The sequence below is a fragment of the Bradyrhizobium sp. USDA 4503 genome (genome assembly GCF_054055815.1).
The window spans coordinates 7,143,340-7,169,225 of record NZ_JBSRXS010000001.1 but is presented as its reverse complement, the minus strand read 5'-3'; the positions used below and the strand labels follow the sequence as shown (position 1 = coordinate 7,169,225).

Below are 25,886 nucleotides of genomic sequence, written 5' to 3'. Positions count from 1 at the left end.
GAGTGCGCCGGCGACCGTGAAAAGAACGAGCCGGCTCCCCAAAGTGGACTTCTCCGCAGGTGTTGCCGCCCTGCACTTGACCTTGCCGGGGCTTCGCGGCACCGTCCGCGGCATCGGATAATCGGGTGGATTCCCATGCGCAACCTGTTCAACTCCCGCAATAAACTCGGCCGCAAGCTCGGCCTCGGCGCCGCACTCGTGGTCGGCCTGCTGGCTTTCGGGGGTACGGCCCAAGCCGCCAATCCGCTCGAAATGAACTTCTGGCTGTCCGGCCCGCGCTATGACGGCAATGTGGCCCCATGCGAGAAGGCCCTGACAGTCATCAGCACGCAATTCCAGGAAAAGGAAGCCACCTTCTGGAATTCGCCGCTCGTGATCACCGGCTTCAACGGGATTCACGAAACCGCCTTCCGCCCCTGGCAGTCCGACAATATCCCGCGCCGTTATTGCACGGGCGAGGCGATGCTGAGCGACGGCAAAGTGCGCAAGGTGCACTATTCGATCATCGAGGACGGCGGCTTTGCCAGCATCAATCAGGGCGTCGAATGGTGCGTCGCGGGGCTCGACCGCAACTGGACCTATAACCCGTCCTGCAAGGCCGCGCGGCCCTGATCTCCGACCAGATTGCTAAAGCAGGAGCCGCCGCCATTTGGACGGCGGCTTTTTGTTCTTGAAATGTTCTCGCGGCCTGCTAGGCTCTGGGCGGTCGAGTGAGGGAGCGTTTTGATGCCTCGGTTGGACACGATTTCCCGATTTTTGATTTCGGTTGCCATTATTCTGTGCGGTGCGGTCGGGGCGTCGGCCCAGGATCGCCGCCAGAATGCGCCCGGTGAGTTCGATTTCTATGTGCTGTCGCTGTCGTGGTCGCCCTCGTTCTGCGAGGCGGCGAGCGAGCGCGGCAACAACGGCCGCGGCACGCAGGCGCAATGCGGCGGACGGCCCTATTCCTTCGTGGTGCACGGCCTGTGGCCGCAATATGAGCGGGGCTTTCCGGAATACTGCCAGCGGCCTTCGCCGCGACTCGCCCGCAGCATCATGAGCTCGATGCTCGACCTGATGCCGGCGCCCGGGCTGATCTACAACGAGTGGGACAAGCACGGCACCTGCTCCGGTCTCGGCGAGCGCGCCTATTTCGAAGCCATCCGCAAGGCCCGCGCCACGGTGAAGATCCCCGAGGAATTCCTGCAATTGTCGGAGCCGAAGACGGTCGCGCCCGACGAGCTGGAGACGGCATTCATCAAGGTCAATCCGGGCCTCAGCAACTCCGCGATCTCGGTGACCTGCGACAGCAAGCGGCTCAGCGAGGTGCGGATCTGCCTCAGCAAGGATCTGCAATTCCGCTCCTGCGAGGAAATCGACCGCCGCGCCTGCCGCCGCGATCAGGTGCTGATGCCGCCGGTTCGCGGCGGCTGAAACTCTGGGTCATGGCCGGCAGACCCGCGCTGCGCGTCGTCGCGCAGCATGTCCCGGCCACCTGCGCCATCGCGAAACAAGCAAGATAAGGCGCAGATGCCCGGGAGCCCCGGCTACGCCAAGGCTTCGCCGAGCTCGGACGTTACCCCCGCCGAAGCTTTAGCGAAGGCCGGGACAAGCCCGGGCATGACGAGTACAACATGCGCACCCTTTGGGAGCGCAGCACGATCATCACATGAACTACCGTCACGCCTTTCATGCCGGCAGCTTTGCCGACGTCATCAAGCACATCGTGCTGGTGCGCATGCTCACCTATCTGCAGGACAAGCCGGCGCCGTTCCGCGTCATCGACACCCATGCCGGCGCCGGTCTCTATGATTTGACGTCGAGCGAAGCGCAGCGCGGCGGCGAATGGCTCACCGGCATCGCGCGGCTGATGCAGGCGCGGCTCTCCGACCAGGCATTGCCGCTGATCGCGCCCTATCTCGACATCGTCAGAGCATTCAATCCGAAAGGCGAGCTGAAAGCCTATCCTGGTTCGCCGTTGATCGCGCGGGCGCTGCTGCGTCCGCAAGATCGCCTCACCGCCTGCGAGATCGAACCGTCGGCGCGCAAACAACTGATCGACGCGCTGCGACGCGACGCGCAAGCGCGCGTCGTCGATCTCGACGGCTGGATGGCGCTGCCCGCATTCGTGCCGCCGAACGAACGGCGCGGCCTGGTGCTGATCGATCCGCCGTTCGAAGCGAAGGACGAGTTCGAGCGGCTGGCCAGTGCTTTCACGGAAGCGTACGCGAAGTGGCCGACCGGCTCGTATCTTTTGTGGTACCCCGTAAAAACCCGGAGAGCCACCGATGAGCTAACGCGCAGTGTGGCTGCTGCAGCAGCAAGCAGCCGGCCCGCCGGCAAATGCCTGCGATTGGAATTCAGTGTGGCACCGCAAGAAGCAGGCGCAGGCCTCGTTTCCACAGGGCTTTTGCTGGTGAATCCGCCGTGGACGCTGGCGAATGAGTTGAAGGTCATCCTGCCCGAACTCGAGAAGCCGCTCGGTCAAGGCGGCGCGGGACGCTTCAGACTCGAGACGCCTAAACCATGATCGACAACCTCCTACTGAAAAGTTCAATTTTGAGCATAGGCAATTTGCGCGGAACCGTATTATGCTCATCCTGTTACGACTGGCTTTACGTTCCGCTTCCGCGAATGGTTGCGGCGGAGTGACAAGGCCGAAATAAATCCAGGCAGACCGGCGGCGTGACGCCGGCCTGTTCAGGTGGCCAAGCTTCCGACAAGCGAATGTCGGTCAACCGCTACGCGGCGTGCGCGTAGCGGTGGAGCAATACGGGGGAGGAGTTTCCCGATGGCCATGACTGGGACAGTCAAGTTCTTCAACGGAGAGCGTGGCTACGGCTTCATCAAGCCTGATGATGGCGGCCGCGATGTGTTCGTTCACATCACAGCTGTCGAGCGTGCAGGATTGAAGGACCTGACTGAAGGACAACGCATTACGTTCGAGGTTGAGCCCGACAAGAAGGGCAAGGGCCCGAAGGCGGTCAACCTGGTGGTCTCATGACGAGCGCTCGCGATGCGCGGCTTGGAATGAACACCGAATGAGGCGTTGCGTGTGAGTTGGCTGCCGAGCGCGTGGCTGGCGCTCGCTGGATGACCACCTGCATGATGCGGACGCGACCGGCGGAGCCGCATATCCCACACGTGCGGCCCACCGATTGGATTCGCGCACGCCGCGGCATGCATGTCGCATGCGCGACGTTGAGATCATCAACACAAAGAAAAACCCGGCCGCGCTAGGCGCGGCCGGGAGTTGATGGTCGACGTTTTCTTGTTCTCAGAAGTGATAGTTGATGCCGGCGCGAACCAGGCTGAAGCTGTAGCCGTTCGACACGCCACCGGTGATCGTGAAATTGCTGTTGGCAAGGTCGACGTAGAGATACTCGATCTTGGCGCTCCAGTGCGGGGCAAAGCCCATTTCGGCGCCGGCACCGACGGTGAAGCCCGCATTGGTGTGGCTCTCCGCGATGCCGAACGTCTCGCCGCGCAGTTCGCCGAAGGCGAGACCGCCGGTCGCGTAGAACAGCACGTTGTTGACCGCATAGCCGGCGCGGCCGCGCACCGTGCCGAACCACGGGTTGGAGAACTTCCACGGCGCGAACCGGTCGTCGGCTGTGGTGCCCTGGATATCGGCCTCGATACCGAACACCCAGGGGGAGCCGTTCTGGAAGTTGTAGCCGGCCTGTACACCGCCGACGAAACCAGACGGCTTGGTCGGGTTGTTCTCCACCGAGCCCCAGCCATAGCCGACATTGCCGCCGAGATAGGGGCCGGCCCAGCTATAGGCATTGAGCGGCTGATAGACGGTATAGGGCGATCCGTAATTGAGGTCGGCCGACGCGGCCGAGGTCGTCCAGCCTGCAACGATCAGTGCCAGCGCACGCGCAACAAACCGGGTCATTGGTACTCTCCAGAACGCAACTGCCGCAGCCCGCCGGCGAGGGCCGGCGTGGTTACGGAATTCCACTTTTTTCGCTAAGGTTTATCGAGAGTTTTAAGTTAAAGGGCTGTTAAGCCCGGTTACCGGCCCGCTCATCAGTCTTAACAAGGTGTTACGCACCCCCTCCCGGCGCCCGTGCGGGGCCGGTAACCTCCTGCAATCGAGGTGCTTTTTGTAGGTGCCGTCAACGCTGGCGACCGCTCGCCCAAGCACTTAGTTTACGGCCCATGGTTCACGATTCTCCCGAGCGCCCGACGCCGGCCCCCAAGGTTGACTCCAAGGCTGCCCCCAAACCACGGCGCGGTTCGAAGTCCGACCTGCCGCAGGACGATCTGACGCTCGATACAAGTGACGTCGATCCCGAAACCTCCGCCGCCGAGGAGGAGGACGAGGCGCGCCTGCCCGAGACTTCGGAGGACGCCGCCGAGGCGGTCGCCGAGGGCACGCTCTCGGTCGGGCATGCCGCGATCGAGAACGCGGTCCGCCTCGCCCCGACCTCGCCCGGCGTCTACCGCATGCTCAACGCCGCCAACGACGTGCTCTATGTCGGCAAGGCGAAGAACGTCAAAAAGCGGCTGTCGTCCTATGCGCGGGCCAACGCGCCGCTGCCGGCGCGGATCCTGCGCATGATCGCGGCGACCACGCAGGTCGAGATCGTCTCGACCATGACCGAGACCGAGGCGCTGCTGCTCGAAGCCAATCTGATCAAGCAGCTCCGTCCGCGCTTCAATGTGCAGCTGCGCGACGACAAGTCGTTTCCCTATATTCTGATCACCGGCGACCATTGGGCGCCGCAGATCCTCAAGCATCGCGGCGCGCAGTCGCGGCCCGGGCGCTATTTCGGCCCGTTCGCCAACGCAGGCGCAGTCAACCGCACTATCACGGCGCTGCAGCGCGCGTTTCTGATCCGCTCCTGCACCGACGGCTTCTTCGAAAGCCGCAGCCGGCCCTGCCTGCTCTATCAGATCAAGCGCTGCGCCGGTCCCTGCACGCGCGAGATCGACTTCCCCGGCTATAGCGAACTGGTGCGCGAGGCGACCGAATTCCTCTCCGGCCGCAGCCACGCCGTGAAGGAGCTGCTCGCGGCCGAGATGGAGAAAGCCTCCGGCGAGCTCGAGTTCGAAACCGCGGCGCTGTACCGCGACCGTCTCGCGGCGCTGTCGGCGATCCAGTCGCAGCAGGGCATCAATCCGCGCACGGTCGAAGAGGCCGATGTGTTCGCAATCCACCAGGAGGGCGGCTACTCCTGCGTCGAGGTGTTCTTCTTCCGCACCGGCCAGAACTGGGGCAACCGCGCCTATTTCCCGAAGGCCGAGAAGAGCTTCACGCCCGAGGAGGTGCTGTCCTCGTTCCTCGCGCAATTCTACGACGACAAGCCGCCGCCGAAGCTGATCCTGCTCTCGCACGAGATCGAGGAAAGCGCGTTGCTCGCCGACGCGCTGTCGGTCAAGGCCGGATCCAAGGTCGAGGTCACCGTGCCGAAGCGCGGCGAGAAGAAGGAGCTGATCGGCCACGCCCTCACCAACGCGCGCGAGGCGCTCGGCCGCAAGCTCGCCGATACCGCGACGCAAAGCCGGCTGCTGGAGGGCATGGTCTCGACGCTCGGCCTGCCGCACACACCCAAGCGGATCGAGGTCTACGACAACAGCCACATCCAGGGCACCAACGCGGTCGGCGCGATGATCGTGGCGGGACCCGACGGGTTCATGAAGAACCAGTACCGCAAGTTCAACATCAAGTCCGAAGGGCTGACGCCGGGCGACGATTACGGAATGATGCGCGAGGTGCTGGAACGCCGCTTCAAGCGGTTGCTGAAGCCGCCGGAGGGCGAGGCCGCAGCCAAGACGAAAGCGGATGACGATTCGTTCCCGCAATGGCCCGACCTCGTCATCATCGACGGCGGCCGCGGCCAGCTCAACGCGGTCCGGGAGATCTTCCAGAATCTCGGTCTGACCGAGGTCTCGCTGATGGCGGTGGCCAAGGGTCCGGAGCGCGATGCCGGGCGCGAAACCCTGTTCATGCCCGACCGCGAGGCCATCAAGCTGGAGCCGCGGGACCCGGTGCTCTATTTCATCCAGCGGCTGCGCGACGAGGCCCACCGCTTCGTGATCGGCTCGCACCGCAAGCTGCGCAAGAAGGACATCCGCGAGGCCGGACTGCAGGAGATCCCGGGCATCGGCCCGTCCCGCAAGCGTGCCCTGCTGCACCACTTCGGAACGCTCAAGGAGATCGAGCGGGCCTCGATCGCCGACCTCGGCAAGGTTCCCGGCGTCAGCGCCGAGAGTGCCCGCAAGATTTTCGAGTTTTTCCACGCCCAGCCGGGTTAAACCAAAGGCGAGTCATCAGGGCGTCGGCTGCGACAGGGCATCTAGGGCATGATGCGGAAAAGTGTGAGGCAGTTATCCGAAAAGATCATGCTTAAACAACGAGCTAAGGCGCTATGACGATGCAGCGCAATCTGGTCGCGCTTGACGCCTCCGCACGGTTGACCTTCTCGCTTCAGCGGTATTGGTAGAACGGATGAACATCGCCACGACCCGGGGACAGACCAAGACCATGTCCCTTCCGAATATCCTGACCTACGCCCGGATCGCCGCGATCCCGGTGGTGATCGGCTGCGTCTACTGGCAATCGATCCTGGACGGCCCGTTGTGGCTGCGCTGGGTGGCGCTGGCCGTGTTCATTGCGGCGGGAATCACCGACTATCTCGACGGCTATTATGCCCGGATCTGGGACCAGCAGTCCGCCTTCGGCCGGATGCTCGATCCGATCGCCGACAAGCTCCTGGTCGCCTCCAGCCTTCTGATGCTGGCCGCCGACAATTCGATCCATGGCTGGACGCTGTGGGCGGCGATCGTGATCCTGTGCCGCGAGATCCTGGTCTCGGGCCTGCGCGAATATCTCGCAGGGCTCAGGGTCAGCGTTCCCGTCACCAAGCTGGCGAAATGGAAGACGACGATCCAGCTGGTGGCGATCGGCTTTCTGATTGCCGGCGAAGCGGGCGAGCAGGTCTTCCCGGCCACCACCCTGATCGGCATCGTGCTGCTCTGGATGTCGGCTATCTTCACGATCTACACCGGCTGGGATTACTTCCGTGCCGGCATCCATCACCTCATCAAGGAGGATGAGGGATGAAGCTGAAATATTTCGCATGGGTGCGTGAACGCGTCGGCAAGGCTGAAGAGATCGTCGAGCCGCCGGCTGAGGTGCGCACCGTCGGCGACCTGATCGGCTGGCTTGCGGCGCGCGACGATGCCTACGCCTATGCCTTCGAGAAGCCGACGGTGATCCGCGCCGCGATCGACCACGCCCATGTCAAATCGGACGCGGCGATCTCCGGCGCCCGCGAGATCGCGTTCTTTCCACCAATGACCGGCGGCTAGGATAGCGTTTTCGAGCGAAGTGGGTACCGGTTCGCGTGAAGAAAACGCGTCAAGCAAAGAAGTCCACATGACCGTCGCAGCGACCATCCGTATCCAGCAAGCCGACTTCGACGTCGCGCAGGAGATCGCGGCCTTGAGCAGGGGCCGCACCGATGTCGGCGCGGTCGTCAGCTTCAGCGGCATCTGCCGCGGCAGCGAGCAGGGCGAGCCGATCGCGGCGCTGACGCTCGAACATTATCCGGGCATGGCGGAAGCCGAGATTGGACGCCACGCCGACGAGGCGCTGGCGCGCTGGCCGTTGCAGGGCCTCACCATCATCCATCGCTTCGGCCGCATCGCGCCGGGCGAGAACATCGTGCTGGTCGTGACCGCCTCGGCGCACCGGCAGGCCGCGTTCGAGGCCGCCGAGTTCCTGATGGACTATCTGAAGACCAGCGCACCGTTCTGGAAGCGCGAGGAAAGCGCGCGCGGCGCGAGCTGGATCGAGGCGCAGGGTCATGACGACGCGGCCGCCGCGCGCTGGACCAAATCCTGATGGCCAAGCGCAGCAAAGTGCCGGCCAGGCGCAGCCCCGCCGTGCCGAAAGCGCCGAAAGTCGGCGCCGGCGAGCTGCAGACCCTGTTTGATTTCCTGCGCTATGCGACGAGCCGCTTCAACGCGGCGAAGCTCGTGTTCGCGCACGGCACCACCGATCCGGTGGCCGAGGCCGCGTTCCTGATCTGCGAAACGCTGCACCTGCATCCCGATCAGTTCGAGAACTTCGCCACCGCGCGCGTCACCGTGGCCGAAGGCAAGCAGATCCTCGACCTGATCGAGCGCCGGATCGCGACGCGGAAGCCGGCCGCCTATCTCGTCAACAAGGTCTATATGCGCGGCCTGCCGTTCTATGTCGACGAGCGCACAATCGTGCCGCGCTCCTTCATCGGCGAATTGCTGGATTCGCATTTCGGCGGCGACGAGGACGGCACCTCGCTGCTCGGCGATCCCGAGGAGGTCGAACGCGTGCTCGACCTCTGCACCGGCTCCGGCTGCCTCGCGATCCTGGCCGCCCGGCATTTCCCCAACGCCGCAGTCGATGCCGTCGATATTTCAAAGGATGCGCTCGAGGTCGCCGCGCGCAACGTCGCCGACCACGGCCTCGACGGTCGCCTGACGCTGCATCGCGGCGACCTGTTCAAGCCGCTCGGCGGCAGCAGATACGATCTCATCATCTCGAACCCGCCCTATGTCGACGCCGAAGGCATGGCGGCGTTGCCGCGCGAGTGCCGTGCCGAGCCGAAGATCGCGTTCGATGGCGGCGCCGACGGGCTCGACATCGTCCGCCGCCTGCTCGATGAGGCGAGGCAACATCTGACCCCGCAGGGCGGGCTGCTCTGCGAGATCGGCCGCGGCCGCGACAATCTCGAGGCCGCCTATCCGAACCTGCCGCTGCTCTGGCTCGACACCGAGGACTCCGAGGGCGAGGTGTTCTGGATCGCTGCCGCGGACCTCTGACCGGCGTGCCGCCGCCGGCTCCGGCGCTTTACGGAGCCCGACCCCGGCGAAACGAAAATCGTGTGCAGTTCCAGCCGGTTCCGAAGATCTCTGGCCCGTCGAATCAACAATGGTGCTAAGGTCGCGGTCCGGGGACGTTCGGACAGAGGGCGCGGGCGCGCGACATGATTCGCATTTCGACGATCTTCATCGCCATCTGCATGGTGCTGGTCGCAGCCTCGCTCGGCTTCGTGCTGTATTCGGTGGCGGGCATCAGCGGATCGGAATCGGCGATCGTGGCGCTCACCGCCCTCACCTGCCTGATCCTCTACAACGCGGTCTCGATGCGGCTGCGTGACCGCAGCGACGTCGGCGGCCAGATCGCGGATCTGTCGCGCGGCACCGCCGACCTTGCCCGCCAGGTCGCCGAATTCGGCCGCCGGCTGGCCGCGGTCGAAGGCCGCGTCGCCTCGGCCAACTCCACCGGCGCCGACCGGATGCAGGGCATGGCCGGCGAGATCAGCGAACTCGGCGGACTGGTGCGGCAGCTCGCGGCATCCGTCGCGCATCATGAGGATCTGCTGGCGGCGGCTCCGGCGATGCAGCCCGTCGCGTCCCCGCGTGACGATGTGCTGCAACGGGTTGCGACGGCGCCGACCGTCGTGGTTGCGCCTCCGCCGCCACCTGCGGCTCCGCCGGAGGTCTCGCGCAGCCAGACCCAGCTGATCGGCGCGATCAAGCAGGCCATCGACGAGAACCGCCTCGACATCTACCTGCAGCCGATGGTGACGCTGCCGCAGCGCAAGGTGCGCTACTACGAGGCGGTGACGCGGCTGCGCGACGAGCGCGACCAGGTGCTGGCCGCCGAGGATTTCATCGAGGCGGCCGAGGCCGGCGGCCTGATCGGCCGCATCGATCACATGGTGATGCTTCGCTGCGTCCAGGTGCTGCGCCGCCTGATGATCCGCAGCAAGGATGTCGGCGTGTTCTGCAACGTCTCGGCGGCGACGCTGTCCAACCAGGCGCATTTCACCCAGTGTCTCGACTTCCTCGAGGCCAACCGCGCGCTGGCGCCGTCCTTCGTGCTCGAGTTCAAGCAGGCGACCTTCCGCAATCTCGGCGGGACCGAGAGCGAGAACCTCGCGGCGCTGGCACAGCGCGGCTACCGGTTCTCGATCGACCATGTCAGCGACCTTCGCCTCGAGCCGCGCGAGCTCGCCGATCGCGGCGTCCGCTTCATCAAGGTGCCGGCGGCGCTGCTGCTCGACGCCAGGCAGATCGCGAGCACCGATATCCATCCGTCCGATCTGTCCGACCTGCTCGGCCGCTACGGCATCGACCTGATCGCCGAACGGATCGAGGGCGAACGCTCGGTGGTCGATCTGCTCGACTACGATGTCCGGTTCGGCCAGGGGTTCCTGTTCGCGCCGCCGCGGCCGTTGCGGCCGGAGGGGGCATCTGCTACCGCCGAGGCTCCGCAGACCAACCCCCAGGATCTTAATGGCGCCAGCACTTCAGCCCCTGTCTCCAGCCCCGCAGCTCCGCCGCGCGCGACCGGCAGCGCCGCGCTGGCGCGCCGCGCCCTCGGTCCAAATTAGCCGGCAATTTGCATCATGACCTCACTGCGTTTCGTGGAGCAGCTGCGCGACCTCGTCGGCGGCGTCGATGTGGTGCTGTCGGACATCTGGGGCGTCGTGCACAACGGGCTCGAGTCCTTTCCCGAGGCCTGCGAGGCACTGCACACCTTCCGCCAGCAGGGCGGCACGGTCATCCTGATCACCAACGCGCCGCGGCCGGCCGATTCCGTGCAGCGCCAGCTGCGCAAGCTCGGCGTCGCCGACGAGACCTATGATGCGATCGTCTCCTCGGGCGACCTGACGCGCCACTTCGTCGCCGATCATCCCGGCCAGAAGATCTTCTGGATCGGCCCGGAGCGCGACAGCTCGATCCACCGCGGCCTCGACGCCACGCTGGTACCGCTGGAGCAGGCCGACTACATCATCTGCACCGGCCTGTTCGACGACGAGACCGAGTCGGCCGAAGACTATCGCGACACGCTGCTGAAGGCGCTCGAGCGCAAGCTCACGCTGGTCTGCGCCAATCCCGATATCGTGGTCGAGCGCGGCGACCGGCTGATCTATTGCGCCGGGGCGGTCGCCGAACTCTATCGCGAGCTCGGCGGCGAGGTGATCTTCTACGGCAAGCCGCACCGGCCGATCTATGAGCGCGCCATGGCGCTGGCCGCCGAGCGCCGCGGGCGTCCGACCGAGCTCAGCCGGGTGCTCGCGATCGGCGATTCCGTGCGCACCGATCTCACCGGCGCCCTTGGCTTCGGCATCGATCTCCTGTTCGTCACGCGTGGCATCCATTCCGAGCAGTTCGAGGGCATCGAGCAGCTCGATGCGGCCTCGATCAAGGAATTGTTCGGCCATCCGCCCCGCGCGCTGATGCGCGAGCTGAAGTGGTAGCGGCAAGCGACGCTGTCCCTCGCCCCGTTCTTCACCGGGTCGAGACGAGCGAAGCTAGCTCTTGGAGGGTTGGGTGAGCGGCTGCCTCCCCAGGCGCCGGATGCCGAGAGACACCCCCTCACCCGGATTGCATCTCTCGATGCAATCCGACCTCTCCCCGCAAGCGGGGCGAGGTGAAGGGGCGCGCCGCCAAAATATCGAAAACAACCCCATGCAAAGTAGCGCGTGGCGCGCGGGGTTCGACCAGTCGCCTTGACACGTCGGGCAACTCAGCGATACTCTTCTAATATTCCGAAATCGTGCAGCCGCCCTCCCCCTCGTGTTGCACAAGCGGGGCGGGTAAAGGGAAGCGTGATCAAATGCAAATGCCCGGGACATCTAGCGCGAAGACGCGCTTCTGCCCGGGCATGCGTGAATTTCAGCCGATGCGATCGATGTCGGGCGGTTATGCCGTCGCCATGTCCGGGAACACCGCCTCGATCTTGGTCTTCAGCGTGGCCGCATTGAACGGCTTGACGATGTAGTTGTTCACGCCGGCCTTCTTGGCCGCGATCACGTTCTCGGTCTTGGATTCCGCCGTGATCATGATGAAGGGCGTGGTCGCGAGATTGGGATCGGCGCGGACTTCCTTGAGCAGGTCGTAGCCGGTCATCGGCTCCATGTTCCAGTCGGAAATCACCAGGCCATACTTCTTGCCGCGCATCTTGTTCAGCGCTGCGGAGCCGTCGGAGGCATCGTCGATATTTTCAAATCCAAGCTGCTTGAGAAGATTCCGGATGATGCGGATCATGGTGCTGTAATCATCAACCACCAGAACCGGCATGGACAAATCAACCGCCATCTTTCCCCCCAAAACACAAACGCAACTTGGCTTCTGCACGAACGCAGCTTTCCGCCAACGACTAACAGCAGCCGTTAAACAGCGCGTTAACCGGCTGAATCCGGATTGTTACGGATTTGACGCGATTTTCGTTAGCCTTGACTTCCACGCCGCCGCCGCGTCACGGTCCGGCCCGCACCAATCATGCTTAAGAATGCTTGAAGAATACCGCTCATGAGCACCGGCTTTACCGTTATCCGCGACAACACCCCCACAAGCGCCATTCCGAAAGGCGCCGTGGTCGCGATGGGGAATTTCGATGGCGTCCATCTCGGTCACCGCGCCGTGATCGGCGCGGCGCTTGCGATGGGCAGAGCGCGCGGCGTGCCCGCGCTCGCCGTGACCTTCGAGCCGCATCCGCGCAGCTTCTTCAGCCCGAACACTCCGCAATTCCGTCTCACGGACGAGACCAACAAGCTGCGGCTGCTCGCGGCCACCGGCCTCGCGGGCGCCGTCGTCATGACGTTCGACAAGGCGCGCGCCGGTACCACGGCACAGGATTTCATTCACCATGACCTGATCGGCCGGCTCGGCATCAGCGGGATCGCGGTCGGCTACGACTTCCATTTCGGCAAGGGCCGGGTCGGCTCGCCGAGCCTGCTGGTCAGCGAAGCGCCGCGGCTCGGCATCGAGGTCGATGTGCAGGCCCATGTCGACATCGAGGAGCGCCCGGTCTCCTCCAGCGCGATCCGCATGGCGCTCGCCGAAGGCGAGATCGCGGATGCGACCACGATGCTGGGCGGACCGTGGTTCGTCACCGGCAAGGTGGTCCACGGCGAGAAGCGCGGCCGAGATCTCGGTTACCCCACCGCCAATATCCGCCTCGACAAGCATTGCGGCTTGAAGCACGGCATCTACGCGGTGCGGGTCGGCAAGGGCTCGCAACGGTTCGACGGTGTCGCAAGCTTCGGGCGCCGGCCGACCTTCGACAACGGCGCGCCGCTGCTCGAGGTGTTCCTGTTCGACTTCAAGGGCGATCTGTACGACGCGGTCCTTGATGTCGCATTCATCGGTTTCATTCGCGAAGAGCTGAAATTCGACACCATCGAGGCGTTGATACGCCAGATGGATGACGACAGCGCCAAGGCGCGCGCGGTGCTGGCCGCGGCGCCCGACGCGTTCCCGCAGCTCGGAGTGATTGGTTGAACCGGACTGAAAAGCAAAAAATGCTGGCGGGCGAGCTGTATCGCCCGGATGCAGAGCTCGCCGCCGAGCATACAGCGGCGGAACAATGGATGGCACGCTACAATGCGTCGGGCGCATCGTCCGCGGCCGAGTTGCACGCGCTGCTCGGCGAGCGCTTCCGCAAGGTCGGCAGGGATGCCGTGATACGCCCGCCGTTCTTCTGCGATTACGGCAGCAATATCAGCCTCGGCGACGGCGTGTTCCTCAACTTCAATTGCGTCATCCTCGACGTCGTCGAGGTCGCGATCGGCGATCGGACCCAGATCGGACCCGCGGTGCAGATCTATACCGCCGACCACCCGCGCGATGCCGAAACCCGCCGCGCCGGGCTGGAATTCGGCCGCCCGATCCGGATCGGCAGCGACGTCTGGATCGGCGGGGGTGCCATCATTCTGCCCGGCATCACGATCGGCGACGGCGCCCTGGTCGGGGCCGGCAGCGTGGTCACACGGAACGTCGCCCCCGGCGCGATCGTGGCGGGAAATCCGGCCCGGCGGCGGCCGGGCTAGCCGCCCGCGGCCCGGATGGCAGGCACCCCGTAGTGGGTCAGTTTGAAAACCGCCCCTGAAAGAAAGGGCTTGGTTAACGTGACTCGCCTTTTGCGAGTACTGACCGATAGGATCACGCTCGCCGGGGGGCTGCGTGATTCATTTAATCGATCCTCAAGAAGCGGAGATCGTCGTTGGTGGCGACCAATACAACTGCTTGGTTGTCGTTGGCCTAGCCGAAGACGACGACGGCGAGCCGCTCTCGTCGATTATATGCCGGGGTACGCACGGCTACGGCGGCGGCTTCCAATTCATGGAACTCGGCTTCGAAGTGCAGCTAATAGCCTCAAATGGCGAGGTTTTCAGCACTCAGCACGCCCATATCGTTCGCCAGTATTTGCCGGATCACATCAGACGGGAAATCCTTCCTCTGGTCGCGCGCTGCTATGCAGCAATTTTGGAAAGATTCCGGCCCGGATTTGTTTACAGATCTTGCGCATATCCCGAATTGCCTGATGCGGCCATGGAGAAACACCATTTCCTAACCAGGGCTGTTTTAGGCTGCGGATACTACCTATATCGAGAGGGAACCGATGAGGACGGCCATACCTATTGGTTCTGCGGGGCGACTGATTGACAAGATCGGTACCGCGATGCACGTTATTGGGAGAATCCTGGAGAGGATAATGGCCCTCGCCAAAAGGTCAGACTCGCTAGCGAGTTACCGCAGCAAACTGGCTCACGGTAAGACCTACAAAATGGACCAAGAGCTGGCTGACGCTCTCTTGCGCAAGTTGAGGCAAGACAAAAAGCGACGTGCTGAGAAAAAACAGCGCGAGCATGAGCATGCGTGAAGCCCGGCCAATCAGCCGGGCTTTTTAGCATCAGGCATTACTTTATCACGCGAAGTTGCGGACGCCCCTTTCCCGGCTCCGGCGCTTGGCGCGGCATGTACATCCGCGCAAACTCATCGACGCTGATGAACAGCGTTTTCGCCAGTTGTTCGGGCGAGTACTTCAGAACGCTGATGTGATAGTCGATCATGCGATTGATCGCCCGGGGATACTCCTTCGGAGGCTCATGAGGCTCAGCCTTGCGATAGCCAAGCTGCCCCATTTGAATGAAGAACATCTTCTTTTGATAGGGGCTGATCAGTTTCAGACTGTCAGCACGCATCGCAATAGCCGCCATTGAAACCTTCCAATGCCGCTTGAGGTTCGCGATCTGCCGCAAATCGAATTTCTGAAGCTGCGGTCTGATCTCCTTGGCGGGCAGCAAGAAAGCGCCAGCAAAGCGGTCAGCCTCGTCTTCCATAATCTCATCATCAAGCAGTGACGACGTGTGCAAAATCATGTGCCCCAACTCGTGGCACAGGGTCAGCCGAATCCGGTCTGCCGGAGCGTTCATATTGACAAAGAACAGGACCGGAAGCCCATCTATGCGCTGACTCACCGCATCGATCAGGTCGCTTTCGAAGTTACAAGGCAGCACGACGCCACCTCGCTCCTCAATGAGTCCGATGACGTTGTCGATTGGGCCGTCCGGCAGCATCCATAGTTCACGGACATGGCGCGCGGCATCTTCAACGGAGAATTGCTTGCGTGATCCGGACAGGTATTCATCCCTGTCGATTTCAGGAATGAATAAGTTGGACTTCCTCTCAAACGAGCGCAGCAAGATCGAGACGTGAATACGCCTGATGTTCATTTCCCCTATCATGCGCTCAAGGGGCCTTTTGCCGAGCTTCTTCCGTTTACGATAATGAAATGGAGGCATCCCGTAAGGACGGCCCGGTTCAAAGAAGAACGCCGATTCGTACTGGAGTGTGCGCGACAGAGCCTCGACAAAAGCTGGAGTCGCTTCGTTTACTCCAGCTTCAATCTTCGAAACGGTGCCTTGGCTGATGTCCATCAGCGCGGACAGTTCAGACTGTGTGATACCCCGCGATTCTCTCGCGAGCGCCATCATGTGGCGATTGAAACGCTCAACTTGCAGCATCATTTAAAACGCGCGGCGCTGCCTGGTGACCTCATACCATGCCTGCTCGCTCATCTCTCTCAGATCGAGAGGCACAATCGCAGCGCACCACATCGCTCCCTTATTTGTCGGCAGAGATATTTGCGAACGCATAAACGACGTCCCCGTCGCGTCCAACAGATATCCGGCGGTCAAGCGCGTCGGCTTCTGTGGCAATCCCGGCAACTCATCGCCATCATCGAAGGCGACTGCCTGAGGTGTTGGATAGTTCGACGAAATCCCATCTTCATCCGTTTTCTTAAACCTGATCACTGCATTTGCGGGCTCGATCAGCCACAGATTCTGGCCCCGAATTTCCATGTGGCGAATGCTAGGCAGATCGTCGAGCACTCGATGCGCTTCAGCCAGAGTATGCCTGAAGGTACAGTGAGCCTGCGTGCTGGCGTCATGATCTAAGACGACTGCTGGCGGATAGGATTCGTATACCTGATGGCCGTGACGAAGGATCGCATCAATCCGGTCGAGGTATGGGTCCATGCGACCCATAACGACGTCGATATCAGTTTCCACGCTTGTCTCCAGCGGAGTTGATTCTCTAGAGGCAGCTTAGGCCAGATCACGACAATAATGAAGAAAATTATTCCTAAAATTATTCTTCGCGGTCCGACGCCCAACTGCCGCTTTTTTGCTAATTCTTTCCATCGCTTAGCAGTCATGCTCCGGCAGCGCCTTCCCGCCCTTCCGGCCCAATTCCACCGCAGCAGGGTTTCTCCCCTCTTCCTCCGGCGTGGGTCACGTTCGCGCGTCTCGCCGGTAGCGATATCAATAATCCGCTTGACGAGCTGGTTGGGTCTCTGGGGCGCTTGGGGGTCATTCCTCAGGCTTCCGGTGTTTCCGTTTGATGCCATCGAAGTTGTGACCGAGGTAGCAGCCCGGATTGGCCTCATAATGCTCAAAATGAGCAACCTGGCCGTCACTTCCTGCTGCATGCGCACGGACACGGCCTTGGCATTCACGGCAGCGCAAGACCCGATCCCGGGGCATTTTCAGAGCTTGGGAAAGGTCGATTACCTCCCACTTCCCGAACGCCTTGATCTCACAGGTTTCACCAGTCTGCATGCCCTAATATGCGATGCCGACACTCAACATACCAGCGGGGAGCCTCGCCACAATCAAACTGACCCCAAGCACCCGGGGCTTTGCGATTTCCCCGTCCGGCTGCTATGGAAACCCCATGTTTTCGCGGCGCATCATACGGATTAGCGGCCCGGCTTCCGCCTGAGCCTGAAGGCTCGGCGCAAGACCGGGACTTCGCCGTTTCACCCGCGATTGATCGCGTATCCGCGCCCGCACCTGCCAAATCAGAGCTTTCATGTCCGACAAGCCGCAAAAGACCGACGCCCAAAAGACTGACGTTAGGGACTATTCCAAGACCCTTTACCTGCCGCAGACGGAATTCCCGATGCGCGCCGGCCTGCCCCAGCGCGAGCCGGAAATCCTGAAATACTGGAACGATATCGGCCTCTACACCAAGCTCCGCCGGGAAGCCGAGGGCCGCGCCAAATTCGTGCTGCATGACGGCCCGCCCTACGCCAACGGCAACATCCATATCGGGCACGCGCTGAACAAGATCCTCAAGGACGTCGTGACCAAGAGCCAGCAGATGCTCGGCTTCGACTCCAACTACGTGCCGGGCTGGGACTGCCACGGCCTGCCGATCGAATGGAAGATCGAGGAGGAGAACTACCGCTCCAAGGGCAAGCAGAAGCCCGACTTCCGCGACTCGGCGGCGATGGTCGCGTTCCGCAAGGAATGCCGTGCCTATGCGACGCACTGGATCAACGTGCAGCGCGAGGAGTTCAAGCGGCTCGGCATCATCGGCGACTGGGATCATCCCTACCAGACGATGAGCTATCCGGCGGAGGCGCAGATCGCCCGCGAGCTGATGAAGTTCGCGGCCAACGGCACGCTCTATCGCGGCTCGAAGCCGGTGATGTGGAGCGTGGTCGAGAAGACCGCGCTTGCCGAAGCCGAGGTCGAATACGAGGACTACACCTCCGACATGGTGTGGGTGAAATTCCCGGTCACCTCGCCGGCGCATGGCGCGCTGGCCAATGCCTCGGTCGTGATCTGGACCACCACGCCGTGGACGCTGCCCGGCAACCGCGCCATCTCGTTTTCGCCGAAGATCGCCTATGGCCTCTACAAGGTGACGGATGCGCCGGCGGACAATTGGGCCAAGACCGGCGATCTCCTGATCCTGGCCGACGCGCTTGCCGCCGAGGTGTTCAAGCAGGCCCGCGTCACGTCCTATGAGAAGGTCCGCGATATTCCCGGCGACACGCTGGACGCCGTGGAATGCGCCCATCCGCTGCGCGGCTTCGGTGGCGGCTACGAATTCATCGTGCCGCTGCTGGCCGGCGAGCATGTCACCGACGACACCGGCACCGGCTTCGTGCACACCGCGCCGAGCCACGGCCGCGAGGACTTCGACGTCTGGACGGCCAACACCCGCGAGCTCGATGCGCGCGGCATCCCGACGGCGATCCCGTATACGGTCGACGAGAACGGCGCCTACACCGCGCAGGCTCCGGGCTTCACCGGCAAACGCGTGCTCAACGACAAGGGCGAGAAGGGCGATGCCAACGAGGCCGTGATCAAGGCGCTGATCGAGGCCGGCAGGCTGCTCGCGCGCGGCCGCCTCAAGCACCAGTATCCGCACTCCTGGCGCTCCAAGAAGCCGGTGATCTTCCGCAACACGCCGCAATGGTTCATCGCGATGGACAAGGACATCGCCGAGAACGGCCACGCCAGGAAGGGCGACACGCTGCGCGCCCGCGCGCTGCACGCGATCTCGGTCACGCAATGGGTGCCGCCGGCCGGCGAGAACCGCATCAACGGCATGATCGCCAACCGTCCCGACTGGGTGATCTCGCGGCAGCGCGCCTGGGGCGTGCCGATCGCCGTGTTCGTGAGGGAGAACAGCGACGGCTCGGCCGAGATCCTGCAGGACGAGGTCGTCAACCAGCGCATCACCGAGGCGTTCATGGAGGAAGGCGCCGACGCCTGGTACATGGACGGCGCCCGCGAGCGCTTCCTTGGCAGCCGCGCGTCCGAGAACTGGAAGAAGGTCGACGACATCTGCGACGTCTGGTTCGATTCCGGCTCCACGCACGCCTTCGTGCTGGAAGACCGCCAGAACTTCCCGCAGCTCGGCAACATCGTCCGCAAGGTCGATGGCGGCAACGACACCGTGATGTATCTCGAAGGCAGCGACCAGCATCGCGGCTGGTTCCACTCGTCGCTGCTGGAAAGCGCCGGCACGCGCGGCCGCGCGCCTTATGACATCGTGCTGACCCACGGCTTCACGCTCGACGAGAACGGCCGCAAGATGTCGAAGTCGCTCGGCAACACCGTCGAGCCGCAGAAGGTGATCAAGGATTCCGGCGCGGACATCCTGCGCCTGTGGGGTCTGCGCGACCGACTATGCCGACGACCAGCGCATCGGCCCGGAGATCCTCAAGAACACCATCGAGACCTACCGCAAGCTGCGCAACTCGATCCGCTGGATGCTCGGCACGCTGCATCATTTCAAGCCGAGCGAGAAGGTCGCCTTTGCCGAGATGCCCGAACTCGAGCGGCTGATGCTGCACGAGCTCGCCGGCCACACCGAGACCATCCGCAAGGCCTATGCCGACTTCGACTACAAGACCGTGGTCGCAAGCCTCGCGGCCTTCATGAACTCCGAGCTGTCGGCGTTCTACTTCGACATCCGCAAGGACACGCTGTATTGCGATCCGCCGTCCTCGGTGGCGCGCAAGGCGGCGCTGACCACGATCGATCTGCTCTGCGACGCGATCCTGAAATGGCTGGCGCCGATCCTGAGCTTCACCACCGACGAAGCCTGGCGGATGTATCGGCCGAACGCCGAGCCTTCGGTGCATCTCACGTTGTTCCCCGAAGGTCTCGAACAATTCCGCGACGACGCGCTTGCCGCGAAGTGGGAGACGATCCGCGACATCCGCCGCGTCGTCACCGGCGCGCTCGAGCTCGAACGGGCCGCCAAGCGAATCGGCTCCTCGCTCGAGGCATCGCCGGTGATCTACGTCGCTGACAGACAGATGCTGGCCACGTTGTTCGACATCGATCTCGCCGAAGTCTGCATCACCTCGAACTACGAGGTGCGCGAGGGCGAGGCGCCGGCGAACGCCTTCCGCCTCGACGCCGTGCCTGGCGTTGCGGTCGTGGTCGAGAAGGCGGTCGGCACCAAATGCGCCCGTTCGTGGAAGATCCTGCCGACGGTGGGCGAGGACGGCGAATATCCCGACGTCTCGCCGCGCGACGCGCAAGCGCTGCGCGAATGGAAGGCGCTGGAGGTCACGGCTTGAGCTCGCCCGTGCGCGCCGGTGTGCTTGCGGCGGTGATCACCCTGATCGCCGACCAGGCCTCCAAGCTCTGGCTGCTCCACGTCCTCGACATCGTGCATCACGCCCCGGTGCGGGTGACGCCGTTCTTCGACCTGGTGCTCGCCTGGAATCCAGGGATCAGTTTCGGCTGGTTCCAGAGCGAGACCCCGGCGGCCCAGATCCTGCTGATGGTGATCAAGGCCGCGGCCGTGATCGCGCTGGCGATCTGGATGGCGCGGTCGCGGACCTGGCTCGCGACGGTGTCGCTCGGCCTGATCATCGGCGGTGCTATCGGGAACGGCATCGACCGCTTCGCCTATGGCGCGGTGGTCGATTTTGCCCTGCTTCATGCCGAGATCGGGGGAAAAACCTTTAATTGGTACATCTTCAACCTCGCCGACGTAGCCATCGTTGCTGGCGTGGCAGCCCTATTGTATGATTCCGTGGTGGGGACCCCCGCCGTAAAAGCGCCCTGATCCCGGCCGATACGAGCCGGTCAGCGGCCCACACCTGTATCAAGCGAAACTGTGCCTAAGCCAGTGATCGCTTTGGCGAATTTTGAGATGGGAATGGCGCAATGCGCAACACCAAAGCCCGCGGTTACCTGATCGAGACGTCCCGGCTGTCGCTGATGCGCGGCCTGCGCCTGGCGTTCGTCGCAGCCGGGATCGGCCTTGTCATGACGGCCGGCCCGGTGCGCGCCGGCGACGATGAAGATGACGGCGACGACGGCCTGACCTTCGAAGAGCGGATCGTCGACAATCTGATGACCGGGCTCGGCGCCAAGAGTGCGGCCAGCAAGGGCATCGACTACCGCGAGCGCTCGCCGCTGGTGGTGCCGCCGAAGCTGGATTTGCCCCCGCCGGCGTCCACCGCCCAGGTCAACGCGCCGAACTGGCCGAAGGACCCTGATATCGCGGCGCGCAAGGCTGCGATCGCGGCGCGCAAGAAGGAAGTCAAGAAGGAGCCCTGGCAGTCAGCGGTAGCGTTGACGCCGGCCGAGATCGAGGCGGGCCGCAAGCAGCAGACGGCCACCGACGGCCGCAAGGAGCCGCTGGAGCCGGGCGTGAGCACCAATCCGTCGCTGATGCCGAGCCAGCTCGGTTACACCGGCGGCCTGCTCGGCATGTTCAAGGGAAACAGCAGCGAGTCCAAACCGTTCAAGGGTGAGCCGACGCGCGACTCCCTGACCGAGCCGCCACCGGGCTACCAGACGCCGTCCGCAGGCTATGCCTACGGCACCGGCCCGCAGGCGCCGATGGCGAAAGAAGGCCAGTACGACGTCATGAGCGGAAAACCGGTGCAGTGATCGCCTGGCCTCCGCGGGCGAAGGCTGACATGAGCAAAGCTTAATGCGGGGAGGCGGGTGTCTCTCCGCTTCGTGACCATCGGCACGGGAACGACCGTGTACGATGGCTTGCTTTCGCGCCCCGGCCGGTGTCCGGGCTTTCATAAGGACCATGATGCGCTCTCGCCGATCGATCGCCCTGTTCGCTGCCGCATTCGTTTCCACCATCCCGCTGCCGGGTGCCAGCCTCCGCGCCCAGACCACCGTCACCTCGGAACGCCCCGCCAGTTTCACGCTCGACAACGGCCTGCAGGTCGTGGTGATCCCCGACCACCGCACGCCCGTGGTCACGCAGATGATCTGGTACAAGGTCGGCTCGGCCGACGAGACGCCCGGCAAATCGGGCCTCGCGCATTTCCTCGAGCATCTGATGTTCAAGGGCACCGCCAAGCATCCGGCGGGCGAGTTCTCGCAGACCGTGCTGCGCGTCGGCGGCAATGAGAACGCCTTCACCTCGGTCGACTACACCGGCTACTTCCAGCGCGTGCCGCGCGAGCAGCTGCCCACCATGATGGAGTTCGAGGCCGACCGCATGACCGGCCTGATCCTCAAGGACGAGAACGTGCTGCCGGAGCGCGATGTCGTGCTGGAGGAGTTCAACATGCGGGTTGCCAACAACCCGGATGCAAGGCTGACCGAGCAGATCATGGCCGCGCTTTATCTCAACCATCCCTATGGCCGGCCGGTGATCGGCTGGCATCAGGAGATCGAGAAGCTCGACCGCGAGGATGCGCTCGCCTTCTACCGGCGCTTCTACGCGCCGAACAACGCCATCCTGGTCATCGCCGGCGACGTCGACGTCAAGGATATCCGCCCGCTGGTCGAGAAGAACTTCGGCCCGATCCCGGCGCAGCATGCGATCCCCGAGAAGCGGGTCAGGCCGCAGGAGCCGACACCGGCCGCGCCGCGCACCGTGACGCTGTCGGATCCGCGCGTCGAGCAGCCGAGCCTGCGCCGCTATTACCTGGTGCCGTCGGCGACGACGGCGGCAGCGGGCGAGAGCCAGGCGCTCGATGTGCTCGCGCAGTTGATGGGCGGCGGCGCCAATTCCTATCTCTATCGCTCGCTGGTGATCGACAAGGGCCTCGCGATCTCGGCCGGCGCCGGCTACCAGGGCACCTCGCTCGATCCGTCGCAATTCTCGATCTCGGTGACGCCGAAACCCGGCGTCGAGTTCGCGCAGATCGAGGACGCGATCGACAAGGTGATCGCCGACCTCGCGCAGAACCCGGCGCGCGCCGAGGATCTCGAACGGGTCAAGACCCAGCTCATCGCGGAGGCGATCTACGCCCAGGATAACCAGGCGACACTGGCACGCTGGTATGGCGGCGCGCTGACCACCGGGCTCAGCATCGAGGATATCCGCAGCTGGCCGGATCGCATTCGCGCCGTCACTGCCGAGCAGGTGCGCACTGCTGCCGCCAGCTGGCTCGACAAGAAGCGGTCGGTGACCGGCTATCTGATCAAGGATACTGCGCCGAAACGCGAGGAGAAGCGCTCGTGATCTATTCCCTCACCCGTCGTGCGGCGCTGATCGGCGGCGCCTGCGCCGCGCTGTTGACGCTGACGTCGGCGCCCTCGCAGGCCGCGGCCAAGATCCAGCGGCTGGTGTCGCCGGGCGGCATCGAGGCGTGGTTCGTGCAGGACGCGACCGTGCCGTTGATCGCAATGGAATATTCCTTCAGCGGCGGCGCCAGCCAGGATCCGCCCGGCAAGCCCGGCGTCGGCAATCTGGTCGCCGACCTGCTCGACGAGGGTTCCGGCGATCTCGATTCCAAGACCTATCACGAGCGGCTCGAGCGCCGCGCCATCGAGCTCAGTTTCCAGTCGAACCGCGATCAGTTCCGCGGCTCGCTGCGCATGCTCAAGGACAACAAGGACGAAGCCTACGACCTGTTGCGGATGGCGCTGACCTCGCCGCACTTCGAGCCGAAGGACGTCGAACGGATCCGCGCCCAGGTGATCGCCAATCTGCGCCGCGAATCGACCAATCCGTCCTCGCTCGCCGGCCGCAAGTTCCTCGAGCTCGCATTCGGCGATCATCCCTATGCCAGGACGGCCACCGGCACGCTCGACAGCGTGCCGACCATCCAGATCCCGGATCTCAAGGACTATACCCGCCGCATCATCGCCAAGGATACGCTGCGCGTTGCCGTGGTCGGCGACGTCGATCCCGATACGCTCGGCAAGCTGCTGGACAAGACCTTTGGTGGCCTGCCGGCGAAAGCCGAATTGACGCCCGTCCCCGACGTCGTGGCGACCAGGCCGCCGCAGCGCGCCTTCGTCCCGCTCGACGTGCCGCAGACCGTCGTCACCTTCGGCGGCCCCGGCATTGCCAGGCATGACCCGGACTTCATGGCGGCCTATGTGGTGAACCACATTCTCGGCGGCGGCGGATTGTCGTCGCGGCTCTACAAGGAAGTGCGCGAGAAGCGCGGGCTGGCCTACTCGATCTATGAAGCGCTGGTCTGGATGGATCACTCCTCGCTGTTCATCGGCAACACCGGCACCCGCGCCGATCGCGCCGGCGAGACCGTCGATGCGATCGAAGCGGAAGTGCGCCGCATCGCCGAGGAAGGTCCGACGCAGAAGGAGCTCGACGAGGCGAAGTCCTACCTGAAGGGCTCGCAGATGCTGGCGCTCGACACCTCCTCCAAGCTCGCGCAGGCGATGCTGCAATACCAGCTCGACAAGCTGCCGATCGATTACATCGAGAAGCGCAACGCCATCGTCGACGCGGTGACGCTCGACGATGCCAAGCGGGTCGCCAAAAAGCTCTGGGGCAACGGCCTACTCACCGCAATCGTCGGCCGCGCCCCGCAAGCCGCGGCGCAGCCGGTGTCGGCGCCGCCGAAGGCGAACTGACGCGTTTCGGCGGGCCACCTTCCCTCTCCAACCCCGAGAGCGAGCTTCGCTCGCCTCGGACCCCCGCAAGGGGGAGAAGGGGGAGCCGCGCACTCGGACGCCGACGTAACAACCACTGCATCAACACCACCCAAGCAGATCCAAACCCGCTATCCTGCGGCCTGCCGATTCTTCCCTCCACGGGTGATGTCATGCTGCGGGTGTCCCGCGACCTTACGATCGATGAGAACGACATTGAGATCGTCTTTGTCCGCGCCTCCGGCCCGGGCGGACAGAATGTCAACAAGGTCTCGACCGCAGCGCAGCTTCGCTTCGACACCAACAAGATTGCATTGCCGGCAGACGCCGCGCAGCGGCTGGCGCGGCTCGCCGGCAGCCGCATGACCAAGGAAGGCGTGATCGTGATCCACGCCTTCCGCTTTCGCACCCAGGAACGCAATCGCGCCGATGCGATCGAGCGGCTGCTCGAGATGTTGAGGGAGGCGATGATGCGGCCGACACCGCGGCGGCCGACCAAGCCGACGCTCGGCTCCAAGCAGCGCCGGCTCGAGGGCAAGAAGCGCCGCAGCGACATCAAGGCGGGGCGCGGCGCCCGCCGTTTCGACGATTAGATCATAATGCGTTTCCACGGAATCGCATCATGATCTCATCTCCTTGTTTGAGCATGATCTTTTCGGAAAACCGGTTTCCACTTTTCCGGATCATGCTCCAGGGAACGCCGGACGCAGCGCGCGCGGCACTGCATCCGGGATCCGGTCAGCGTAACCAGAAGCGTTCTCGCGCGAAGCGGATGTCGGTTCGCGCGAAGGAACGCGTCAGAACAAGAAGCTTGAGCCTTGGTTCCGATTGATCAGAACCTCGAAGGCTCTCGTGCTTCAGTACTTCTTGGTTGCGGGCGCCATCTCGGAACCGCCCGACTTCGGTGCCGTGCGTCCGCTGCCGACCGTTCCCTTGCTGCCCGACTTGGCGGCGGCGCCGCTCTTCTGCGTCGTCGCGCCAGGTTGCGCCGTCATTTCCTCATCGCCGCTGCCGGACATGCCGCCGCCCTGCTGCATGGTACCTCTGCCCTGCGCACCGCCGCGGGTATCCGGTGCAGTCGTTCCCTGTGCCAGGACGGGGCCGGCCATCGCGGCCGAGATGGCAAGGGCGAGCACGCTGGTTTTTGCAAACGTCATCCATTTCTCCTGGGACTTTAATTGACGATGGAGGAGCGGCGCAGGTGGTGCGCCGTTTGCAGCGCCGACCCTGAACCCCATCGCGCAAGACTGCATTTTCCGCAAACGGCGCACGCGAGATGCAAGCTGCGTCGTGTGGTGATCGTGCAGGGATTTCGCGGTCATTTTGCGAAATTGTCGTCCGCATATGCGGCAACCACCGGTTCCGCGCCAGATCACCGCCCAGCTTTGTTCTGCTGTGAAACAGCCCGCTACTACCAACGGCGGATTTCAGCCTCCTACAGTCACCGCACAGAGGCGGTGATGTAGATGACAAAGC

24 protein-coding genes and 1 pseudogene are annotated in these 25,886 nt (G+C 63.7%); 20 read left to right on the top strand and 5 right to left on the bottom strand.

The genetic code is table 11. The features are described 5' to 3' along the window. The first annotated feature begins 135 nt into the window (after positions 1–135). The 4 genes from ACVMIH_RS34165 to ACVMIH_RS34150 all read left to right on the top strand — a co-directional run bounded on the left by ACVMIH_RS34165 (position 136) and on the right by ACVMIH_RS34150 (position 2,983). Entirely contained in the window at positions 136–612 is a 477-nt protein-coding gene (locus ACVMIH_RS34165; protein ID WP_057016620.1) for a hypothetical protein, read from the top strand. A gap of 114 nt (positions 613–726) precedes the next feature. Then, complete coding sequence (locus ACVMIH_RS34160; RefSeq protein WP_057016621.1) at positions 727–1,413, top strand: ribonuclease T2 family protein; 687 nt, start codon at positions 727–729, stop codon at positions 1,411–1,413. 235 nt (positions 1,414–1,648) lie between these two features. Next, a complete protein-coding gene (locus tag ACVMIH_RS34155; protein WP_076825539.1) occupies positions 1,649–2,509 on the top strand; it encodes a 23S rRNA (adenine(2030)-N(6))-methyltransferase RlmJ in 861 nt (286 codons plus the stop codon). Positions 2,510–2,770: 261 nt separating this feature from the next. Further along, entirely contained in the window at positions 2,771–2,983 is a 213-nt protein-coding gene (locus ACVMIH_RS34150) for a cold-shock protein (RefSeq protein WP_016844477.1), read from the top strand. Between the two features lie 273 nt (positions 2,984–3,256). On the opposite strand, the gene ACVMIH_RS34145 is transcribed toward ACVMIH_RS34150, so the two are convergent. Next, complete coding sequence (locus ACVMIH_RS34145) at positions 3,257–3,880, bottom strand: outer membrane protein (RefSeq protein ID WP_456864776.1); 624 nt, start codon at positions 3,878–3,880, stop codon at positions 3,257–3,259. A gap of 266 nt (positions 3,881–4,146) precedes the next feature. Here ACVMIH_RS34145 and uvrC point away from each other — a divergent pair, with 266 nt between their 5' ends. The 7 genes from uvrC (at position 4,147) to ACVMIH_RS34110 (ending at position 11,243) form a co-directional block, all read left to right on the top strand. Beyond that, entirely contained in the window at positions 4,147–6,246 is a 2,100-nt protein-coding gene (gene uvrC / locus ACVMIH_RS34140; protein WP_456864774.1) for an excinuclease ABC subunit UvrC, read from the top strand. A gap of 193 nt (positions 6,247–6,439) precedes the next feature. After that, positions 6,440–7,054: a CDP-diacylglycerol--glycerol-3-phosphate 3-phosphatidyltransferase gene (pgsA, locus tag ACVMIH_RS34135; RefSeq protein ID WP_057016624.1), complete on the top strand. Its 615-nt coding sequence runs from the start codon at positions 6,440–6,442 to the stop codon at positions 7,052–7,054. Further along, a complete protein-coding gene (gene moaD, locus ACVMIH_RS34130) occupies positions 7,051–7,302 on the top strand; it encodes a molybdopterin converting factor subunit 1 (RefSeq protein ID WP_028333074.1) in 252 nt (83 codons plus the stop codon). Before pgsA ends, moaD begins: the two co-directional genes overlap by 4 nt. A gap of 67 nt (positions 7,303–7,369) precedes the next feature. Continuing rightward, positions 7,370–7,837, top strand: coding sequence for a molybdenum cofactor biosynthesis protein MoaE (locus ACVMIH_RS34125; RefSeq protein WP_076825543.1), 468 nt, complete (start codon positions 7,370–7,372; stop codon positions 7,835–7,837). Then, on the top strand, positions 7,837–8,796 hold the full coding sequence (prmB, locus tag ACVMIH_RS34120; RefSeq protein WP_456853142.1) for a 50S ribosomal protein L3 N(5)-glutamine methyltransferase: 960 nt from the start codon (positions 7,837–7,839) through the stop codon (positions 8,794–8,796). Before ACVMIH_RS34125 ends, prmB begins: the two co-directional genes overlap by 1 nt. Positions 8,797–8,960: 164 nt before the next feature. Further along, complete coding sequence (locus ACVMIH_RS34115) at positions 8,961–10,373, top strand: EAL domain-containing protein (protein WP_057016627.1); 1,413 nt, start codon at positions 8,961–8,963, stop codon at positions 10,371–10,373. A gap of 15 nt (positions 10,374–10,388) precedes the next feature. Further along, a complete protein-coding gene (locus ACVMIH_RS34110) occupies positions 10,389–11,243 on the top strand; it encodes a TIGR01459 family HAD-type hydrolase (protein WP_057016628.1) in 855 nt (284 codons plus the stop codon). A 445-nt stretch (positions 11,244–11,688) separates the two neighbouring features. On the opposite strand, the gene ACVMIH_RS34105 is transcribed toward ACVMIH_RS34110, so the two are convergent. Then, a complete protein-coding gene (locus tag ACVMIH_RS34105) occupies positions 11,689–12,084 on the bottom strand; it encodes a response regulator (protein ID WP_016844467.1) in 396 nt (131 codons plus the stop codon). 213 nt (positions 12,085–12,297) lie between these two features. On the opposite strand from ACVMIH_RS34105, the gene ACVMIH_RS34100 reads away from it, so the two are divergent. The 3 genes from ACVMIH_RS34100 to ACVMIH_RS34090 all read left to right on the top strand — a co-directional run bounded on the left by ACVMIH_RS34100 (position 12,298) and on the right by ACVMIH_RS34090 (position 14,433). Further along, positions 12,298–13,269, top strand: a complete 972-nt coding sequence (locus tag ACVMIH_RS34100; protein ID WP_229190504.1) for a bifunctional riboflavin kinase/FAD synthetase — start codon at positions 12,298–12,300, stop codon at positions 13,267–13,269. Continuing rightward, complete coding sequence (locus ACVMIH_RS34095) at positions 13,266–13,817, top strand: sugar O-acetyltransferase (RefSeq protein ID WP_456853146.1); 552 nt, start codon at positions 13,266–13,268, stop codon at positions 13,815–13,817. The genes ACVMIH_RS34100 and ACVMIH_RS34095 overlap by 4 nt, the downstream gene beginning before the upstream one ends. Before the next feature lie 133 nt (positions 13,818–13,950). Continuing rightward, positions 13,951–14,433 (top strand): hypothetical protein, encoded by a 483-nt coding sequence (locus tag ACVMIH_RS34090; protein WP_456853148.1) that lies wholly within the window; start codon positions 13,951–13,953, stop codon positions 14,431–14,433. Positions 14,434–14,687: 254 nt separating this feature from the next. Here the strand turns inward: ACVMIH_RS34090 and ACVMIH_RS34085 are convergent, their stop codons facing one another. Beyond that, positions 14,688–15,797, bottom strand: coding sequence for a helix-turn-helix domain-containing protein (locus ACVMIH_RS34085; protein ID WP_456853150.1), 1,110 nt, complete (start codon positions 15,795–15,797; stop codon positions 14,688–14,690). Further along, positions 15,798–16,343, bottom strand: coding sequence for a hypothetical protein (locus ACVMIH_RS34080; RefSeq protein ID WP_456853152.1), 546 nt, complete (start codon positions 16,341–16,343; stop codon positions 15,798–15,800). Between the two features lie 802 nt (positions 16,344–17,145). Here ACVMIH_RS34080 and ileS point away from each other — a divergent pair. The 6 genes and pseudogenes from ileS to arfB all read left to right on the top strand — a co-directional run bounded on the left by ileS (position 17,146) and on the right by arfB (position 25,003). Continuing rightward, a pseudogene (ileS, locus tag ACVMIH_RS34075) lies at positions 17,146–20,161 on the top strand (isoleucine--tRNA ligase). Next, the gene (lspA, locus tag ACVMIH_RS34070) at positions 20,134–20,655 is read left to right on the top strand and encodes a signal peptidase II (RefSeq protein WP_092089066.1); all 522 of its coding nucleotides are present in this window, start codon (positions 20,134–20,136) and stop codon (positions 20,653–20,655) included. The pseudogene ileS and the gene lspA overlap by 28 nt, the downstream one beginning before the upstream one ends. A 101-nt stretch (positions 20,656–20,756) precedes the next feature. Continuing rightward, positions 20,757–21,488 carry a hypothetical protein gene (locus tag ACVMIH_RS34065; protein WP_456864772.1) on the top strand — a complete coding sequence of 244 codons (732 nt, stop codon included), beginning with the start codon at positions 20,757–20,759 and terminating at the stop codon, positions 21,486–21,488. A gap of 151 nt (positions 21,489–21,639) precedes the next feature. Continuing rightward, positions 21,640–23,031, top strand: coding sequence for a M16 family metallopeptidase (locus ACVMIH_RS34060; RefSeq protein ID WP_194295318.1), 1,392 nt, complete (start codon positions 21,640–21,642; stop codon positions 23,029–23,031). Further along, entirely contained in the window at positions 23,028–24,392 is a 1,365-nt protein-coding gene (locus ACVMIH_RS34055; protein WP_168856563.1) for a M16 family metallopeptidase, read from the top strand. The genes ACVMIH_RS34060 and ACVMIH_RS34055 overlap by 4 nt, the downstream gene beginning before the upstream one ends. A 191-nt stretch (positions 24,393–24,583) precedes the next feature. Beyond that, complete coding sequence (gene arfB, locus ACVMIH_RS34050) at positions 24,584–25,003, top strand: alternative ribosome rescue aminoacyl-tRNA hydrolase ArfB (protein WP_057016633.1); 420 nt, start codon at positions 24,584–24,586, stop codon at positions 25,001–25,003. 264 nt (positions 25,004–25,267) lie between these two features. Here arfB and ACVMIH_RS34045 read toward each other — a convergent pair whose 3' ends face one another. Next, on the bottom strand, positions 25,268–25,567 hold the full coding sequence (locus ACVMIH_RS34045) for a hypothetical protein (protein ID WP_057016634.1): 300 nt from the start codon (positions 25,565–25,567) through the stop codon (positions 25,268–25,270). Positions 25,568–25,886: the final 319 nt, after the last annotated feature.

Excerpts from the sequence above, each read along its gene's own strand:
- ACVMIH_RS34165 (WP_057016620.1), top strand. The coding sequence starts at position 136 with ATGCGCAACCTGTTCAACTCCCGCAATAAACTCGGCCGCAAGCTCGGC.
- ACVMIH_RS34160 (WP_057016621.1), top strand. The coding sequence starts at position 727 with ATGCCTCGGTTGGACACGATTTCCCGATTTTTGATTTCGGTTGCCATT.
- ACVMIH_RS34155 (WP_076825539.1), top strand. The coding sequence starts at position 1,649 with ATGAACTACCGTCACGCCTTTCATGCCGGCAGCTTTGCCGACGTCATC.
- ACVMIH_RS34150 (WP_016844477.1), top strand. The coding sequence starts at position 2,771 with ATGGCCATGACTGGGACAGTCAAGTTCTTCAACGGAGAGCGTGGCTAC.
- ACVMIH_RS34145 (WP_456864776.1), bottom strand. The coding sequence starts at position 3,880 with ATGACCCGGTTTGTTGCGCGTGCGCTGGCACTGATCGTTGCAGGCTGG.
- uvrC (WP_456864774.1), top strand. The coding sequence starts at position 4,147 with ATGGTTCACGATTCTCCCGAGCGCCCGACGCCGGCCCCCAAGGTTGAC.
- pgsA (WP_057016624.1), top strand. The coding sequence starts at position 6,440 with ATGAACATCGCCACGACCCGGGGACAGACCAAGACCATGTCCCTTCCG.
- moaD (WP_028333074.1), top strand. The coding sequence starts at position 7,051 with ATGAAGCTGAAATATTTCGCATGGGTGCGTGAACGCGTCGGCAAGGCT.
- ACVMIH_RS34125 (WP_076825543.1), top strand. The coding sequence starts at position 7,370 with ATGACCGTCGCAGCGACCATCCGTATCCAGCAAGCCGACTTCGACGTC.
- prmB (WP_456853142.1), top strand. The coding sequence starts at position 7,837 with ATGGCCAAGCGCAGCAAAGTGCCGGCCAGGCGCAGCCCCGCCGTGCCG.
- ACVMIH_RS34115 (WP_057016627.1), top strand. The coding sequence starts at position 8,961 with ATGATTCGCATTTCGACGATCTTCATCGCCATCTGCATGGTGCTGGTC.
- ACVMIH_RS34110 (WP_057016628.1), top strand. The coding sequence starts at position 10,389 with ATGACCTCACTGCGTTTCGTGGAGCAGCTGCGCGACCTCGTCGGCGGC.
- ACVMIH_RS34105 (WP_016844467.1), bottom strand. The coding sequence starts at position 12,084 with ATGGCGGTTGATTTGTCCATGCCGGTTCTGGTGGTTGATGATTACAGC.
- ACVMIH_RS34100 (WP_229190504.1), top strand. The coding sequence starts at position 12,298 with ATGAGCACCGGCTTTACCGTTATCCGCGACAACACCCCCACAAGCGCC.
- ACVMIH_RS34085 (WP_456853150.1), bottom strand. The coding sequence starts at position 15,797 with ATGATGCTGCAAGTTGAGCGTTTCAATCGCCACATGATGGCGCTCGCG.
- lspA (WP_092089066.1), top strand. The coding sequence starts at position 20,134 with ATGGAAGGCGCTGGAGGTCACGGCTTGAGCTCGCCCGTGCGCGCCGGT.
- ACVMIH_RS34065 (WP_456864772.1), top strand. The coding sequence starts at position 20,757 with ATGCGCAACACCAAAGCCCGCGGTTACCTGATCGAGACGTCCCGGCTG.
- ACVMIH_RS34060 (WP_194295318.1), top strand. The coding sequence starts at position 21,640 with ATGATGCGCTCTCGCCGATCGATCGCCCTGTTCGCTGCCGCATTCGTT.
- arfB (WP_057016633.1), top strand. The coding sequence starts at position 24,584 with ATGCTGCGGGTGTCCCGCGACCTTACGATCGATGAGAACGACATTGAG.
- ACVMIH_RS34045 (WP_057016634.1), bottom strand. The coding sequence starts at position 25,567 with ATGACGTTTGCAAAAACCAGCGTGCTCGCCCTTGCCATCTCGGCCGCG.